This window comes from Serratia sp. AR11, assembly GCF_056376275.1.
In genome coordinates this window covers 772,579-789,588 of sequence record NZ_CM150739.1, presented here as the reverse complement: position 1 = coordinate 789,588, position 17,010 = coordinate 772,579, and the positions used below count along the sequence as shown (strand labels likewise).

Sequence of the window (17,010 nt, the reverse complement as noted above, 5' to 3'; positions counted from 1 at the left end):
CGGGTTTACTCTTTCGGCCCGCTAGAAACGCTCTTTTTAAAACAATGAGTTAGCACAGAAAAATTCAATTTACCGCCCTTTCGGGATAATAAAACGCCTTAGAATTCAGTTTGTTGGCGTTTTACTGTCGGCGGACCACAGTTCAGCAAACCATGACCCTGAGCTTAACCGTTTCAGCTTGCGTAAATCTTGTCGCCGATCAACATTGCGATAATCATAGGACAGCACTGCTGCTGATTAGTTTTCCTGGCGTTTAACCTGTTGCCACGCCTCTTCCATCTGCTCCAGCGTGGCTTCGCCCATCTGCAGCCCGCGCTGTTTGACAATTTCTTCCACCTGACGGAAACGGCGCTCGAACTTGCGATTGGCGGCCTGTAGCGCGTTTTCTGCCTTGTGGCCAAGATGACGCGATAAATTCACCGTGGCGAACAGCAAATCGCCGATTTCCTCTTCCAGCTTCTGTTCGTCGACCACCGCCTGCCGCGCTTCATGCATCACTTCGTCGATCTCTTCGTACACCTTGTCCAGCACCGGCCCCAGGGTGTGCCAGTCAAAACCGACCGAGGCACAGCGTTTCTGAATTTTATGCGCCTTCATCAACGCCGGCAGCGCCTGCGGAATATCATCCAACGCCGAATGCAGCTCTTTCTCGGCGCGTTCACCGGCTTTCAGTTGCTCCCAGCGCGCCGCAACGGCCTCACTGTCTGCTGCATCGGCTTCGCCAAAAATATGCGGATGACGGCGTTCCAGCTTGTCGCTGATGGCATTGCATACCTCGTCGAAGTCAAACAGCCCCTGCTCCTGGCCCATCTGGGCGTAAAACACCACCTGAAACAGCAGGTCACCCAGTTCGTCACGAAGATCGCCGTAGTCCTGACGCTCTATGGCATCCAGCACCTCATAGGTTTCTTCCAGCGTGTAAGGGGCGATAGTGGCAAAGGTCTGCTTGCGGTCCCACGGGCAACCGGCCTGCGGATCGCGCAGCGTTCTCATGATGTTCAGCAAGCGTTGTAACGGAGAAGATTGGGTCATGACGAAGTCTCTGAAACGAGCGAGGCCCAATATATGGGCCCCGCGATAAAAAATGTAAGGTTAACTGCCGTGCAGTCGTTTGGCATCAATCACGTCCGGCAGTTGATTGAGCTTGGCCAATACCCGGCCCAGCACCTGCTGGTTGTAGATTTCAATGTCCATATCGATGGTCGCCAACTGCTTTTTGGTGTCGCTGCGGCTGGCCACGCCCAGCACGTTGACCTTTTCGTTGGCCAAAATGGTGGTGATGTCGCGCAGCAGACCGCTGCGATCGTTGGCCATCACGCGGACCACCAGCGAGTATCCGCTGGAATAGCTCTCACCCCACACCGCGTCAACGATGCGTTCCGGCGCGTGTGACTGCAGATCCACCAGTTGGTCACAGTCTGCCCGGTGGATCGAAATGCCGCGGCCCTGGGTGATAAAGCCGATAATATCGTCACCCGGGATCGGCTGGCAGCAGCGGGCAATGTGGTGCATCAGGTTGCCTACCCCTTCCACCACCACCCGGCCGTTGTCCTTGCTGCGGGTGGCTGCCGGCGCTTTGTGCTGCACCAGCTGGCGCAACGCTTCGCGATCCTGCTCCTCAGCACTCGGTTTGTTGAACTTACCCTGCAGGAAGTTCACCATCTGATTCAGACGAATATCCCCGCCGCCAATCGCCGCCAGTATTTCATCCAGCGAATTCATGTTGTAACGCGGGATCAGCAGTTTCTCGGCCTCTTTCAGGCTGATACCGAGGTGCTCCAGCTCGCTGTCCAGCATTTGGCGACCGGCCAGGATGTTCTTGTCGCGATCCTGCTTGCGGAACCAGTTGTGGATTTTGGAGCGCCCACGGCTGGTGGTGACATAGCCCAGGTTCGGGTTCAGCCAGTCGCGGCTCGGGTTCGGCTGCTTCTGGGTGATGATTTCAATCTGATCGCCCATTCGCAACTGATAGGTAAAGGGCACGATACGGCCGCCAATTTTGGCGCCGATGCAGCGGTGGCCAACGTCGCTGTGAATATGATAGGCAAAGTCGAGCGGCGTGGAGCCGGCCGGCAGATCCACCACGTCGCCTTTCGGGGTAAACACGTAAACCCGATCGTCGAACACCTGGCTGCGAACCTCGTCGAGCATTTCGCCGGAGTCCGCCATCTCTTCCTGCCAGGCGATCAGTTTGCGTAGCCAGGCGATGCGTTCTTCATAGCCGGAACGTACCGTCGCAACCGCGCCCTCTTTGTATTTCCAGTGCGCGGCCACGCCCAGTTCGGCGTCTTCATGCATCTGGCGGGTACGGATCTGGATCTCCAGCGTTTTACCGCGTGGCCCCAGAACTACGGTGTGGATCGACTGGTAACCGTTGGGTTTCGGGTTGGCGACATAGTCATCGAACTCATCCGGCAGATGGCGGAAGTGGGTATGCACAATCCCCAGCGCCGCATAGCAGTCCTGCAAGCGCTCGACCACCACGCGCACCGCGCGCACGTCAAACAGCTCGTCAAACGCCAGCGCCTTCTTCTGCATCTTGCGCCAGATGCTGTAGATATGTTTTGGACGGCCGTAGATGTCCGCCTTGACGCCTTCATCAACCATAGCATTACGCAGCGAGGCGACGAAATCATCGATAAACTGTTCGCGATCGATACGGCGCTCATGCAGCAGCTTGGCGATGCGTTTGTATTCGTCCGGGTGCAGGTAACGGAAGCAGAAATCTTCCAGCTCCCATTTCAGTTGGCCGATACCGAGACGGTTGGCCAGTGGCGCATAGATATTCGAACACTCTTTGGCCGCCAGGACGCGTTCGTCTTCCGGCGCGTCTTTCACTTCACGCAGGTGGGCGATACGCTCCGCCAGCTTGATCACCACGCAGCGGAAATCCTCCACCATCGCCAACAGCATGCGGCGCACGTTGTCGACCTGTTCGGAGGCCATCGAATCGTTTTGGGTGGCTTTCAGTTGGCGAATGGCGTCCATATCGCGTACGCCATGTACCAGGTAGGTGATGCCCTTGCCGAAGGCTTCGGTCAGGGTTTCTTCATCCACGATACCGGCATCCACCAACGGGAACAGCAGCGCGGCGCGCATGCTGTCGTTGTCCATGCTCAGGGTGGAGAGGATTTCAACCATTTCCAGCCCGCGCCACAGTAACAGCGACGCGTTGGGATGGTTCTGAGTCTGTTGCTCACAGTAGCGCCAGGTTGCGGCTAATCGCTCACATGACTGCGGGTTAGGTAGCCCCAAGCTGGCAATCCACTCGTCGAGAGCAAATTCGCCAGCCGTGTTCAGATGTGCACTTCTTACCGCAACCATAACCTCTCCCTACTTTGCAGCGACCTCTGGCGCAAAACCGTTAATCAACAGCGCCATTGACTCAAGATGCCCCGTATGCGAAAACCGCTCCAATATCCACACACGCGCAAGACGATAAGAAGCCGGCATAACTCAGCCTATTCTTATGTGCATTATATTGCCCATTCGCTCGCGGTGTGGCAACACCTCTATGCCAGCGGCGCGTCGCGCCAACGGCTGGGCAGAATGGCCCTGACCGCAGAACAGATCCAATACCCGATCATTGGGTTGAATAGCGAACCATTCAAGGGCCTGCCCCACCATTCACTGATTTAATAAGCTATTTATATGAATAAAGTCACACGGACGGCAGTCTAAGCGTAGTCCGCCGACCTGATAATACGGCGTTTCACCGCGCAGTTTTTCGAGGCGCTCACCGCAGGGTGCCGAATAAAGAAATGCACCATAGTTTGTCGATCGAGCGCCGGTTCATTTAAAGTAGAGTCTGTCCGGCAATTTTCCCACTTTGGAAACCCATGACCAAATACAGCCTGCGGGCGCGCATGATGATCCTGATTCTGGCCCCAACGCTGTTGATTGGTCTGTTGCTCAGCACCTTCTTCGTAGTGCATCGCTACAATGAATTGCAGGAACAGCTGGTTGACGCCGGTGCCAGTATTATCGAACCGCTGGCGGTGGCCAGCGAGTACGGCATGACGTTCCGCAGCCGCGAATCGGTCAGGCAGTTGGTCAGCCTGTTGCACCGCCGTCATTCAGATATCGTGCGCTCGATTACGGTGTTCGACGCGCAGAATAATCTGTTTGTCACCTCCAATTATCATCACAACTTTACCCAACTGCAGTTGCCGAAAGGGGTACCCATCCCCACCGACCTGATGCTGACACGGCGTGGCGACTCACTGATCCTGCGCACCCCGATCCTGGCGGAGAGCCAGTATCCGGACCAGGCCGCCAGCAGCGATCCTCCGCAGGACAACCGCCTGGGCTATGTGGCGATCGAGCTGGATCTGCAGTCGGTCCGGTTACAGCAATACAAAGAGGTGTTTGTCTCTACCCTGCTGCTGTTGCTGTGCATGTGTATCGCCATTTTGTTCGCTTACCGCCTGATGCGCGACGTCACCGGCCCGATCCGCAATATGGTCAATACCGTTGACCGCATCCGCCGCGGCCAGCTCGACAGCCGCGTCGAAGGCTTTATGCTCGGTGAACTGCACATGCTGAAGAACGGCATTAACTCGATGGCGATGTCGCTCACCGCCTACCACGAAGAGATGCAGCAGAATATTGATCAGGCGACCTCCGATCTGCGCGAGACGCTGGAGCAAATGGAGATCCAGAACGTCGAGCTGGACCTGGCAAAAAAACGTGCCCAGGAAGCGGCGCGCATCAAATCCGAATTCCTGGCGAACATGTCGCACGAGCTGCGTACCCCGCTCAACGGCGTGATCGGTTTTACCCGCCAGATGCTGAAAACCGAAATGAGCGTCACCCAGACCGACTATCTGCAAACCATCGAGCGCTCGGCCAACAACCTGCTGACCATCATCAACGACGTGCTGGACTTCTCCAAGCTGGAGGCCGGCAAGCTGGTGCTGGAGCATATCCCGTTCGCGCTGCGCGAGACGCTGGACGAAGTGATAGTGCTGCTGGCGCCCAGCGCCCATGAGAAAGGGCTGGAGTTGACGCTGGACGTGCATAACGACGTGCCGGAACAGGTGATTGGCGACTCCTTGCGGCTGCAACAGATCATTACCAACCTGCTGGGCAACGCGATCAAATTTACCGAAACCGGCAACATCGATATCCGCGTCGAGCTGCGTGGCCAGCAAGAGCGCCAGATGGAGCTGGAAGTACAAATCCATGACACCGGCATTGGCATCTCCGAACGGCAGCAGTCGCAACTGTTCCAGGCGTTCCGTCAGGCGGATGCCAGCATTTCGCGCCGCCACGGCGGTACCGGCCTGGGGCTGGTGATCACCCAAAAGCTGGTGAAAGAGATGGGCGGCGATATCTGTTTCCACAGCCAGCTGAACCGTGGTTCGACCTTCTGGTTCCACATTACCCTCGACCTGCACGAGGGCATGCTGTCGCTGCCGTCGAACCTGCCGGATCTGCAAGGCAAGACCCTCGGCTATATCGAAGCCAACCCGATGGCGGCGCAGGCGACGCTGAATATGCTGAGCGTCACCCATTTGGTGATCACCCATTCGCCAACGCTGGCCCAGTTGCCGAAGAAAAATTACGACTTCCTGCTGGTCGGGGTACCGATCCCGTTCCGTGAGAATATGGCGCAGCACGAAAGCAAACTGCTGGCGGCGCTGAAAATCGCCGACCGGGTGATTCTGGCCCTGCCCTGCCAATCACAAATCAACGCCGAACAGCTTAAACAACAGGGTGCGGCCGGCTGCCTGATCAAGCCGATCACCAGCAACCGTCTGTTCCCGCTGCTGCGCATGGAAACACCGCCGCGCCTCGCCGCCCTGCCGGAACATAAACGCCTGCCGCTGACGGTGATGGCGGTCGATGATAATCCGGCCAATCTGAAGCTGATTGGCACTCTGCTGGCCGAGCAGGTGGAAAAGACCCTGCTGTGCGAAAGCGGCGAAGAAGCGCTGCAGCTGGCGCGCGACAACGTGCTGGACTTGATCCTGATGGATATTCAGATGCCCAATATTGACGGCATTCGTACCAGCGAGTTGATCCGCCAACTGCCGCACCACAATTCGACGCCAATCGTCGCCGTCACCGCCCACGCGGTCAGCGGCGAGCGCGAGCATTTGTTGCAGGCCGGGATGGATGACTATCTGGCCAAGCCGATTGACGAAGCGATGCTGACGCGCGTACTGGCGCGTTACTACAGCGGCGAGCCGGAGCCGGAAACTGCGGTCAATCAACCACTGCTGTCGCTCGACTGGCCGTTGGCGTTGCGTCAGGCGGCGAACAAGCCCGATCTGGCGCATGACCTGCTGCAGATGCTGCTCGATTTCCTGCCGCAGGTCAGCGGACGGGTGCAAGCGATACTGGACGGCACGCCGGATGACGGCATTCTCGATTTGATCCACAAGCTGCACGGCAGTTGCAGCTACAGCGGCGTACCGCGCCTGAAACAGCTGTGTTTCTACCTTGAACAGCAGTTACGTCAGGGCGTCAGCAACGACGAGCTGGAGCCGGAATGGCTGGAACTGTTGGATGAAATTGAGCTGGTCAGCCAGGCGGCTCGCGCTCATCTGGCCTGATACGACAGGCAACAAAAAGGCACTCCGTCGTGGAGTGCCTTGTTCACAAGGATTGGCTGGTTAACCTTACTGCATCAGCAGATACAGCGTGGTGTCACCGCGCAGGATATTCAGCGCCAGTACCGACGGTTTGCTGTCGAGGATTTTACGCAGTTCGCCCAGGTTCTGGATCGGCTGCTGGTTAACCCCAAGGATAAAGTCGCCTTTTTTCAGGCCGATACGTGCGGCAGCGCTGCCGGCCTTGACGTTATCCACCTTCACGCCTTTCTGAGCGCCAGCCTGACCATTGCTCAGTTCGGCGCCTTCAATACCGGTGTAGATATTGCCGGATTCAACCTGAGTCTGGGCGCTTTGCTCCAGCGTGACGTCCACGGTAACCGGCTTGCCGTCGCGGATAATGCCCAGCGACATTTTGCTGCCGACCGGCAAAGTACCGATTTCCGCACGGAACGACGCGAAGCTGGAGATGGCTTTACCGTTCATGGTAACAATCACATCACCGGCCTTGATACCCGCCTTGGCGGCAGAGGATTTCGGCATCACCTGGCTGACAAAGGCCCCACGCTGCGCGTCCACTTTCATCGCTTTCGCCAGCTCAGAGTTCAGTTCGGTACCCATAATGCCCAATTCGCCGCGTTTCACCTGGCCATATTCGACCATCTGCGCCGTCAGGTTTTTCACCATGTTGCTCGGGATGGCAAAGCCGATACCGATGTTGCCGCCGTCCGGTGCCAAAATGGCGGTGTTAATGCCGATCAGTTCACCGTTCAGGTTAACCAACGCACCACCGGAGTTACCGCGGTTAATCGCCGCATCGGTCTGGATAAAGTTCTCGTAGTTTTCGATATTCAAGCCGCTGCGGCCCAGCGCAGATACGATGCCAGAAGTGGCGGTCTCACCCAGCCCATACGGGTTGCCGATCGCGACGGTGTAATCACCTACTCGCAGTTGCTCGGAGTCTGCCATTTTGATCGCTGTCAGATTTTTAAAGTCTTTCAGTTGGATCAGCGCGATATCGGAGCGTGGATCCTTGCCGATCACCTTGGCGTCAAATTTACGGCCGTCGTTCAATTGGACCTGAATTTTATTGGCGTTATCCACCACGTGATTGTTGGTCACCACGTAGCCTTTAGCGGCATCAATCACCACCCCGGCGCCCAGCGCCTGGAATTTCTGCTGGGTCCCCTGACCCGGTGCACCCGGCTCGCCACCCTGACACATCGGCGAAGCCTGGAACGGTGAACCGTCCTGGCAGAACGGTGAATCTTCACCGAAGAACTGTTGGAACTGCGGCGGCATCTTCGCCGTATTGACCGTGGTGCTGCCTTCAACATTAATGCTCACCACGGAAGGCATCACTTTTTCCAGCATCGGTGCCAGGCTTGGCAATTGTTGAGTGCTGGAAGAAGCGGTTTCTGCGGCGCTGGCCGTCATCGGACCCATCGCCATACCAATACTGAATGCCAATGCGCTCAGAACTAATGCGGTTTTTTTCATCTGTGTGTCTCTTATAAAGTCGTTCAGAAAGTATTACGGTCTTTGTGCATAATCAGAACCTATTAATACCGCTAAGTTCCGGCGCAGGTTATTGGTAATAGTAAACAAATATTGTCCGTCTTTACAAAACTCCAAATAGGACCGTAGCACCAGGCAAAGTGCTTAAAATAATATTTATTAGCTGAATGAATTATTCCGCAGCCATTAATCGCCGGTATTCGTCATAGGCATAAAGATCGGTCATGCCGCTGATATAATCCTGCAGTAACCGCGCACGGAAATAATACTCGCGGATCGCCAACTGCTCGGGTGACAGATGTTGCAGGCCTTCAATCGCTTCGATATAGGCCAGCCGATGCTTGGTTGAAAGCTTATGAAACAGACGCGTTTCGATCGGGTAAGCTCGGTGGCTGTCTCCCTGCACCAACAGGGTAAAGTCCGCCAGCGGCATCGCCAACAGTGGGCTGTAGATATCCAGCAGGCCGCTGATCACCCGGTAGCCCTGCAGCTCCAACTGTTCCACTTCGGGGTGATTGAACACGTGTTTGAACGCGACATTCTTGAATATTTTCAGTAATTGGTAAGCCGGGCTGGAGTCCTCCAGCAGCGCCTGATTAAAGTTCCCCTGATAGACCGCCTCCAGGTTATCAATAAAACGCTGCGCCGCATGCGGGACCAATCGCGCCACGGTAAAGACCCGTAAATACATGAAGAACTGATCTTCGCTACTGCGCCGCGCACCACCGTGCGCAATCTTGCGAAAAGCGCTGGCCACGGTTTTATCAAACAAATCGCCAGGCGTGACTTCGCCCCACTCCTGGGTTAAATGCTGGTAAAGCTGCTCGACGGTAAAAATGTTTTTTTCCACCGCATCTTCCAGATCGGCCACGCAGTAGGAAATATCGTCAGCGGCTTCCATAATATAGGTCAATGGGAAACGGTCGAACTCGCCCATATTCAGCTCGCGCCGCAGGCGATCGACAAAGGCCTCTTCTGCCAGATAAAAGCCCGGTTTTTTCATCAGGTAATTATGGCTGGCGGGAATGTCACTCGCCCAATAGGCCGGGCGGGTATATTTCAGGATACAGCCCACCTGCGCGTAGGTCAGGTTAAGCTTCAGCAGGGTATGCACCAACCGGATCGCCTGGGCATTACCTTCAAAATGGCTGAGATCCTGACGGATGCGGCTGCGCAAGCGGTTAAGATCGCTCTCGCCTTCGTGCAGACGCAATGCGCTGACCTGGCAGCGATCGTTGCTGGCCGGTTCGCTGCCGCAGCTGGCGGGATCGAGACGCTGGGAAAACCAGTTGTTAATCGCCGACTCGCCAAAATGACCAAAAGGCGGGTTACCGATGTCGTGCATCAGGCAGGCCATTTCGACAATGCTTTCAAAAGGATCCAGCAGTTTGGTCAGGCCGAGAGCCTCGACTCGCCCGTCCTGTTTAAAACGATTGAGGATCTCTTTGGCGATATGCCTTCCGACCTGTTGCACTTCCATCGAGTGCGTCAGGCGACTGCGGACCGCGGCGTTACGCTCGAGAGGAAACACCTGGGTTTTTTGCTGCAGACGGCGAATGGCGGCGGAATTGACTATGCGCCCGCGATCGCTCTCGAACTGCCGGACAATGTCGTATTCTTCCTCGGCTTCAATTGGCTTGCTGAATGGCCGCTGGAAGCTGATTTTCTGCTTAAAGTCGATCCCGGACATCTGTTTCTCCGCCGTTGCACCCTGCCTCCGTGATAACAATTCCCGACGGCATATGCAACGGATTATCTCTCTATGAGAGCCATGATAGACTATGGCGAAATTCCCACACCCAATCAGTGAGCGTTATTTATGAAAGTAGGCATCATCGGCGCAATGGAGCAGGAAGTCACCCTGCTGCGCGATCAAATTGAAAACCGTCAGACCCTTCAACGCGCGGGCTGTGAAATCTATACCGGCCAGATCGGCGGTGTTGACGTGGCGCTGCTCAAATCCGGCATCGGTAAGGTTTCTGCCGCCATGGGTACCACCCTGCTGCTGGAACACTGCAAGCCGGACCTGGTGATCAATACCGGTTCCGCCGGTGGCCTGGCCAGCACGCTGAAGGTCGGCGATATTGTGGTATCCGAAGAAGTGCGCTACCACGATGCCGACGTGACCGCCTTTGGTTACGAGCCAGGTCAGATGGCCGGCTGCCCAGCCGCGTTTGTGGCAGACGACGCGCTGATTGCGCTGGCCGAAAGCTGCATTAAGCAATTGAACCTGAACGCTGTACGCGGCCTGATTTGCAGCGGTGATGCTTTCATTAACGGTGCAGAGCCACTGGCACGCATCCGCGCTACCTTCCCGAACGTAGCGGCAGTAGAAATGGAAGCCGCGGCAGTCGGGCACGTCTGCCACCTGTTCGGCACGCCGTTTGTGGTAGTGCGCGCTATCTCTGACGTGGCCGACAGCGAATCGCACATGAGCTTTGACGAGTTTCTTGTCGTGGCGGCCAAGCAATCTACGCTGATGGTTAACGCCATGCTGCAGACTCTGGCTAAGCGCGGTTGATGTGACGCGACGCTTTTCAGCCCTGCTGTGGCTGCTGGTATTATGGATGGCGCTGCCCGTCGGCGCCGCCCAACGGGTGATCAGCCTGGCACCCAACACCACCGAGCTTGCCTATGCTGCCGGCATGGGCGATACCCTGCTGGCAGTAAGCGCTTATTCCGACTATCCCCCGGCGGCCAGCAAGCTGGAGCAAGTCGCTTCCTGGCAAGGCATCAACCTGGAGCGGGTGCTGGCGCTGAAGCCGGATCTGATCCTGGCCTGGCGCGGCGGCAATCCACAACGGGTGCTGGATCAGATCGCCTCTTTTGGCATCCCGATCTTTTATGCCGATGCCACCACCATCGATGACATCGCCCAGCGGCTGGATGACCTGGCCCAATACAGCCCACACCCAGAACAAGCGCATCAGGCCGCGAACGCGATCCGTCAGCAAATTGCCGCGCTGAAGGCAAAATATCCGCACAGTCAGCCGCGACGGGTGTTGCTGCAATTCGGCACCCAGCCGCTGTTCACCAGTTCCGGAGCCACCTTGCAAAGCCAGGTGCTGTCACTGTGTGGCGCTGAGAACATTTTTGCCGACAGCCGCATGCCGTGGCCGCAAATCAGCCGCGAGCAGGTACTGGCCCGCCAACCGCAGGCCATCGTCATTACCGGCGACCAAAAAGAAATCGCCAGCGTGAAAGCCTTCTGGGCGCCGCAACTGCAGGTACCGGTGCTTGCGGTGAATGGCGACTGGTTCAACCGCGCCGGCCCGCGCATCATGCTGGCGGCGCAACAACTGTGCAGCCAACTGGCGGAGATTCATTAATGCTGGTGTTCTGGCTGGATATTCTCGGCACCGCGGTTTTCGCCATTTCCGGCGTGTTGTTGGCAGGCAAGTTGCGGATGGATCCGTTCGGCGTACTGGTACTGGGCGTGGTCACGGCGGTCGGTGGCGGCACCATCCGCGATATGGCGTTAGCCAACGGGCCGGTATTCTGGGTGAAGGATCCCACCGATTTGGTGGTCGCCATGATCACCTGCGTGCTGACGCTGCTGCTGGTACGCCAGCCGCGCCGTCTGCCCAAGTGGATCTTGCCGGTGCTGGACGCCGTTGGGCTGGCGGTGTTTGTCGGCATCGGGGTCAATAAAGCCTTTGCGGCCGACGCCAGTCCGCTGGTGGCAATCTGCATGGGGGTGATCACCGGGGTCGGCGGCGGTATTATCCGCGATGTGCTGGCGCGGGAAATTCCGATGATCCTGAGAACTGAAATTTACGCCACCGCCTGCATCATCGGCGGCATTGTGCATGCTACGGCCTATGCGACCTTCGGTATGCCGCTGCAACAGGCGATGATGCTCGGCATGGGCATCACGCTGGCGATCCGCCTGGCGGCCATTCGCTGGCACCTGAAACTTCCCGCCTTTATCCTCGAACGCTAATCCCTCCGCCCGGTTTCGGGCGGAGCTTTATCAAGCTGTCACATTTCAAAACAGAATTTTCGACCAATTAATGAGCAAAGTGTTATTATCATTGCCTGAAAAACGCAGGGAAAACAATGTAATAAACTTTTTAACCCCAGGTTAATTATTATCCCGCCCTGTTAAATCTTATTAACTTTTTGCCGATAAGCCACTATGTGATTGCTTACGGATGGCTATTCCCCAAATGATGAAAAATATTCTGTTTTTATTCAGTGCGCTGCTGTGCAGCCCCCTCGTTTATGCCGGCGCCACCAGCGGGCAAATCGGTGTCAGCCTGACCATTACCCCAAAGTGCAGCGTGCGTACTGACGGCCCAGAGCCTCAGATAAAATGCGGCGGTACGGCCGATCCCCAGCCTAAAGTCACCCGCAGCCGGTTGCTGACCGAGGGTGAACATAATCCTCATCAGGAGCTGGTCACGGTGGAATGGTAGCGATAAAAAAACCCGCAAACCGGTGAGGTTGGCGGGTTTTATACTGCAGCAGGCAGGATCAGACGCTGAACGAGGATCCGCAGCCGCAGGTGGTTTTGGCGTTCGGGTTGGTCACCACGAAGCGGGAGCCTTCCAGCCCTTCGGTATAATCGACCGAACCGCCGACCAGATATTGCAGGCTCATTGGGTCTACCACCAGCGCAACGCCCTGCTTCTCTATGGTCATGTCGCCATCGTTGACCTTGTCGTCAAAAGTGAAGCCGTACTGGAATCCGCTGCAGCCGCCACCGGTAATATAAACCCGCAACTTCAGATCCGGATTTTCTTCATCAGCAATCAGGACTTTAACCTTGCTTGCTGCTGCCTCGGTAAATTGCAGGGGCAGTGCTGTTTCATCACTCATACTCTTTACTCCCAACATTGTTCTGCATCAGGTCGCTACAATGGCGGCCGGATTAATGTTATTGATTATCTAATACCTGAGTGTTGCGTTCAAGTATTCACCGCATTTGTTGTATCTTCTTTACCTGTTTTATCTGCCGCTTCACGCGCCTGCAGCGCTTCCTGCCGCTGTAAGGTACGAGCCAATATTGAGGAATACAACGGTTTACCGCCGAGGAACTGTGCTACCAAGGTAGCCCCCAGGCAGGTAATAATCATTGGCAGTATCAGCTGGTAGTTATCGGACATTTCCAGCACCAGCACAATACCGGTCAGCGGCGCACGCACCGTGGCGGCAAACAGGGCGCCCATTCCGGCAATGGCAAAGGTACCGGCCTCGATACCGTACGCAGGGAACAGATGGGCACCGGCCAGGCCAAAAGCGGTGCCAAACAGCGTACCCAGCGCCAGCATCGGCGCAAAAATCCCGCCCGGCGCGCCGGAGCCAAAACATAACAGCGTGGTGATCACCCGGGTAATAAAAATAAACATCAGCATGCCGACGCTGTAGTTACCTGCCGCGGCGATCGGGATCAGCCCAAAACCCCCGCCGGCCGCTTCCGGCTGGATCAGCCCCAAAATGCCGCAAATGCCGCCAAGCAATCCACCTATCAGCAAAACCTTACGCATTTTGCCGCCGTGCAGGCGAGCGAACATGTCCTGGGTGCGGAAAATCAGCGCGTTGAACATCACGCCCACCGCACCAAAGATCGCCCCCAGCACCAAGTACAGCCAAAGGGTGTTAATCGGTGCCGAAGAGAGCTTGCCCACCGCGATCACCGAACCCTCGCCGTTGAACAGCTGGAACACCACGCTCGACATAATGACGCCGATAAATACCGCTTTAATCGAGATCAGGTTATAGCGGAACTGCGGACGCATCTCTTCAATGATAAACAAAATGCCCGCCAACGGCGCGTTGAAGGCGGCGGAAAGGCCGGCAGCCGCACCGGTGGCCAATAGCGAATGACGTGCTTCGGCACCGCGCATGCGGAAGATATCCAGCACCATGCGCCCGACATTGCCACCCATTTGCACCGTAGGCCCTTCGCGCCCCAGCACCATGCCTGCCCCCAGCGTCCCCATGCCGCCGATAAACTTCACCGGGATCACCCGCCACCAGCGCACCGGGCGCAACTCTTCCAACGCCCCTTCGATCTCCGGGATACCCGAACCGCCCGCCTCCGGGGCAAAACGGTGCACCAGGTAGTACCCCAACACCGCCAACGCGGCGTAAAGAATAAAGGCCAGCGGCCAAACCAGGATCCAATAATCGGCGACCTGTGCCAGCCCGGACAAACGCTGTTGCTGCACCCAATCCACCGCTTTATCAAAGGCCACGCCGAGCAAACCCGCCAGGGTTCCCACCAGTGCCGCCATCAACAGGATCGCCACCGGCGTTTTATCCCGGCGTATAAGCTGGCGCACCGCGTCGCTACGTTTCAGGCGCGGAGCACGCGCTAGCGGCGGTTGTTGCTGTAATTCAGTCATAATGGGTTATTCATTAATGGAATCAAATGTAATACAAATAGGCCAGCTGATTATTCTAGCCTACCCGCAGACTGACCGCCCCTCTAAATAGGTATCTGACTGTGATCGTTTCATATCGGCGAACACTTCACTAGAATAGCGCGGTCAAATCATTCAAACAGAATCCAGGAGCCGATTTATGAGCTTACACAGCAAGTCCGAAAGTCTGTATGCCCAGGCAAAACAGGTAATCCCAGGCGGGGTTAACTCTCCGGTGCGTGCATTCAACGGCGTTGGCGGTGTGCCGCTGTTTATCGAACGGGCGGACGGGGCTTACCTGTTCGACGTCGACGGCAAAGCCTATATCGACTACGTCGGTTCCTGGGGCCCAATGGTATTGGGGCACAACCACCCGGCGATCCGCAACGCGGTCATCGAAGCGGCGCAGCGCGGCCTGAGCTTTGGCGCCCCTACCGAGATGGAAGTTAAAATGGCGGAGCTGGTCACCGAACTGGTGCCGACCATGGATATGGTACGCATGGTGAACTCGGGGACCGAAGCCACCATGAGCGCCATTCGTCTGGCACGCGGCTACACCAACCGCGATAAAATCATCAAGTTTGAAGGCTGCTACCACGGCCACGCCGACTGCCTGCTGGTGAAAGCCGGTTCCGGCGCGCTGACCCTGGGCCAGCCAAACTCCCCGGGCGTGCCGGCTGACTTTGCCAAGCACACCCTGACCTGCACCTTTAACGATCTGGACTCGGTACGCACCGCATTTGAGCAGTATCCTTCCGAGATCGCCTGCATCATCGTCGAACCGGTCGCCGGTAACATGAACTGCGTACCGCCACTGCCAGAATTCCTGCCGGGCCTGCGTGCGCTGTGCGACAAGTACGGCGCGCTGCTGATTATCGACGAAGTCATGACCGGCTTCCGCGTGGCGCTGGCCGGGGCACAATCCTATTACGATGTGGTGCCGGACCTCACCTGTCTGGGTAAAATCATCGGCGGCGGCATGCCTGTTGGCGCATTCGGCGGCCGTCGTGAAGTGATGGCCGCGCTGGCACCTACCGGCCCGGTCTATCAGGCAGGCACGCTGTCCGGTAACCCGATTGCGATGGCGGCAGGCTTTGCCTGCCTGACCGAAGTTTCGCAGGTCGGTGTCCACCAGACGCTGACCGAACTGACCGATATGCTGGCAGCCGGCCTGCTGCACGCGGCTAAAGAAGAAAACGTCGCGCTGGTGGTGAACCACGTTGGCGGCATGTTCGGCCTGTTCTTTACCGATGCGCCGTCAGTCACCAGTTATCAGGACGTGATGCAGTGCGATGTAGAGCGCTTCAAGCGTTTCTTCCATCTGATGCTGGAGGAAGGGGTTTATCTGGCGCCTTCTGCCTTCGAGGCCGGCTTTATGTCCATTGCGCACAGCAAAGAAGACATTCAGCGCACTATCGATGCCGCGCGCCGCTGCTTCGCCAAACTGTAAGTTTCGGCTATCCAATAAAAACGGGCGCTCAGCGCCCGTTTTTACTTCCAAATTTCGCCGTCAGAGCAAAGTACCGTAAATCGTCAGCAGCGCCACCACCACCACGATAATCATCGTCACCTTACGTGCCAGGGTTACCGCCGCGCGCGGGGTCTGCACCGGATCCATATGGGGATCACGCGCCAGTGAGAACTGTGCCAGCCGCGTCAGCACCTGATACTGCGAAGAATGGAGATCGCCCAGCGATGCAAACCATGCCGGCAGTGCTCGCTCACCATGTCCAAACAGGGCGTAAGCCACACCGGCCAGACGCACCGGGATCCAGTCCAGCCAGTTCAACAGATGATCGATGCCCGACTGCGAACGCTCCAGCGGGGTATTATGGCGCGCCAACCAGGTCTGGTAAGCACGCAGGAAGGAGTAGCCCGCCAGCGCAATCGGCCCATAAGGCCCGCAGACCACGAACCAGAACAGCGGTGCCAGATAATAACGGAAGTTAATCCACAGCAACGCATTTTGCAGTTCACGCAGGCGCAGCTCTTCGCTGCAATCCACCGGCAAACCGTGGATCAGTGCCAGCTCCTCCGCCATCTGGTCGCTGGCATGAACATCCCCCTGCCGCGCCGCTTTCAGATAGGCGCGATAGTGTTTACGCTTGATGCCCGCACCCACACACAGCAAATCAATGATAATCCACAGCAATAGCGTCACTACGCCAAAAAACAACCCTTGAGACAGCCACAGAATGCCCCCGACCACCACCATCCAGGCCAGGGTCATCAGCAACGTCTGCGCCAGCGAGAACCGATGCAACCGATGAAACACCACCTCCAGGCGATGGTCCAACTGCCAATGCTCACCCAGCTTGAACAAACGTTCCCACGCCAGAACCAGTAACAGCGTAAACAGCGTCATTAGCGACTCCTCTCCCTTTCCATTGTTCCAAGCATAGCGTCATCAGGCTTGCCGGGTTGTTCCAGAGATGCCAGATTTAAATCCCGCTCAAATATCGCCGCTGGATCGGATTAATACCAGATTAGCGGTGCAACCACCGCGCTGCGGTGGTACTTATCATGGCAACAGAGTAGCATGTTCCCCCTACGATATTACCGTCCAT

Annotated in this window: 13 protein-coding genes; 6 read left to right on the top strand and 7 right to left on the bottom strand. The window is 56.9% G+C overall.

What is annotated here, in order from left to right; translation table 11 throughout:
• Positions 1 to 237: 237 nt before the first annotated feature.
• Both mazG and relA read right to left on the bottom strand, forming a co-directional pair.
• The gene (mazG, locus tag ACSOSI_RS03650) at positions 238 to 1,032 is read right to left on the bottom strand and encodes a nucleoside triphosphate pyrophosphohydrolase (protein ID WP_012005241.1); all 795 of its coding nucleotides are present in this window, start codon (positions 1,030 to 1,032) and stop codon (positions 238 to 240) included.
• A 60-nt stretch (positions 1,033 to 1,092) separates the two neighbouring features.
• The gene (gene relA / locus ACSOSI_RS03645; protein ID WP_012005240.1) at positions 1,093 to 3,324 is read right to left on the bottom strand and encodes a GTP diphosphokinase; all 2,232 of its coding nucleotides are present in this window, start codon (positions 3,322 to 3,324) and stop codon (positions 1,093 to 1,095) included.
• Positions 3,325 to 3,839: 515 nt separating this feature from the next.
• Between relA and barA the strand changes: the two genes are divergently transcribed.
• The gene (gene barA, locus ACSOSI_RS03640; RefSeq protein ID WP_476706562.1) at positions 3,840 to 6,560 is read left to right on the top strand and encodes a two-component sensor histidine kinase BarA; all 2,721 of its coding nucleotides are present in this window, start codon (positions 3,840 to 3,842) and stop codon (positions 6,558 to 6,560) included.
• Positions 6,561 to 6,626: 66 nt separating this feature from the next.
• Here barA and degP read toward each other — a convergent pair whose 3' ends face one another.
• Both degP and dgt read right to left on the bottom strand, forming a co-directional pair.
• Complete coding sequence (gene degP, locus ACSOSI_RS03635) at positions 6,627 to 8,057, bottom strand: serine endoprotease DegP (RefSeq protein WP_012005237.1); 1,431 nt, start codon at positions 8,055 to 8,057, stop codon at positions 6,627 to 6,629.
• A gap of 190 nt (positions 8,058 to 8,247) precedes the next feature.
• Positions 8,248 to 9,765 carry a dGTPase gene (gene dgt, locus ACSOSI_RS03630; protein WP_476706561.1) on the bottom strand — a complete coding sequence of 506 codons (1,518 nt, stop codon included), beginning with the start codon at positions 9,763 to 9,765 and terminating at the stop codon, positions 8,248 to 8,250.
• A gap of 129 nt (positions 9,766 to 9,894) precedes the next feature.
• On the opposite strand from dgt, the gene mtnN reads away from it, so the two are divergent.
• The 4 genes from mtnN (at position 9,895) to ACSOSI_RS03610 (ending at position 12,493) form a co-directional block, all read left to right on the top strand.
• On the top strand, positions 9,895 to 10,596 hold the full coding sequence (gene mtnN / locus ACSOSI_RS03625; RefSeq protein WP_017891620.1) for a 5'-methylthioadenosine/S-adenosylhomocysteine nucleosidase: 702 nt from the start codon (positions 9,895 to 9,897) through the stop codon (positions 10,594 to 10,596).
• A gap of 46 nt (positions 10,597 to 10,642) precedes the next feature.
• On the top strand, positions 10,643 to 11,404 hold the full coding sequence (gene btuF / locus ACSOSI_RS03620) for a vitamin B12 ABC transporter substrate-binding protein BtuF (RefSeq protein ID WP_017891619.1): 762 nt from the start codon (positions 10,643 to 10,645) through the stop codon (positions 11,402 to 11,404).
• Positions 11,404 to 12,018: a TRIC cation channel family protein gene (locus ACSOSI_RS03615; protein WP_012005233.1), complete on the top strand. Its 615-nt coding sequence runs from the start codon at positions 11,404 to 11,406 to the stop codon at positions 12,016 to 12,018. The genes btuF and ACSOSI_RS03615 overlap by 1 nt, the downstream gene beginning before the upstream one ends.
• 226 nt (positions 12,019 to 12,244) lie before the next feature.
• Positions 12,245 to 12,493 carry a Csu type fimbrial protein gene (locus ACSOSI_RS03610; protein WP_135345175.1) on the top strand — a complete coding sequence of 83 codons (249 nt, stop codon included), beginning with the start codon at positions 12,245 to 12,247 and terminating at the stop codon, positions 12,491 to 12,493.
• Positions 12,494 to 12,551: 58 nt separating this feature from the next.
• On the opposite strand, the gene erpA is transcribed toward ACSOSI_RS03610, so the two are convergent.
• Both erpA and clcA read right to left on the bottom strand, forming a co-directional pair.
• Complete coding sequence (gene erpA / locus ACSOSI_RS03605) at positions 12,552 to 12,896, bottom strand: iron-sulfur cluster insertion protein ErpA (protein WP_012005231.1); 345 nt, start codon at positions 12,894 to 12,896, stop codon at positions 12,552 to 12,554.
• 89 nt (positions 12,897 to 12,985) lie between these two features.
• Positions 12,986 to 14,425 carry a H(+)/Cl(-) exchange transporter ClcA gene (gene clcA, locus ACSOSI_RS03600; protein ID WP_476706560.1) on the bottom strand — a complete coding sequence of 480 codons (1,440 nt, stop codon included), beginning with the start codon at positions 14,423 to 14,425 and terminating at the stop codon, positions 12,986 to 12,988.
• A 178-nt stretch (positions 14,426 to 14,603) separates the two neighbouring features.
• Between clcA and hemL the strand changes: the two genes are divergently transcribed.
• The gene (hemL, locus tag ACSOSI_RS03595; protein ID WP_017891616.1) at positions 14,604 to 15,893 is read left to right on the top strand and encodes a glutamate-1-semialdehyde 2,1-aminomutase; all 1,290 of its coding nucleotides are present in this window, start codon (positions 14,604 to 14,606) and stop codon (positions 15,891 to 15,893) included.
• 60 nt (positions 15,894 to 15,953) lie between these two features.
• Here the strand turns inward: hemL and ampE are convergent, their stop codons facing one another.
• On the bottom strand, positions 15,954 to 16,808 hold the full coding sequence (gene ampE / locus ACSOSI_RS03590; RefSeq protein WP_454889177.1) for a beta-lactamase regulator AmpE: 855 nt from the start codon (positions 16,806 to 16,808) through the stop codon (positions 15,954 to 15,956).
• Positions 16,809 to 17,010 lie beyond the last annotated feature (202 nt).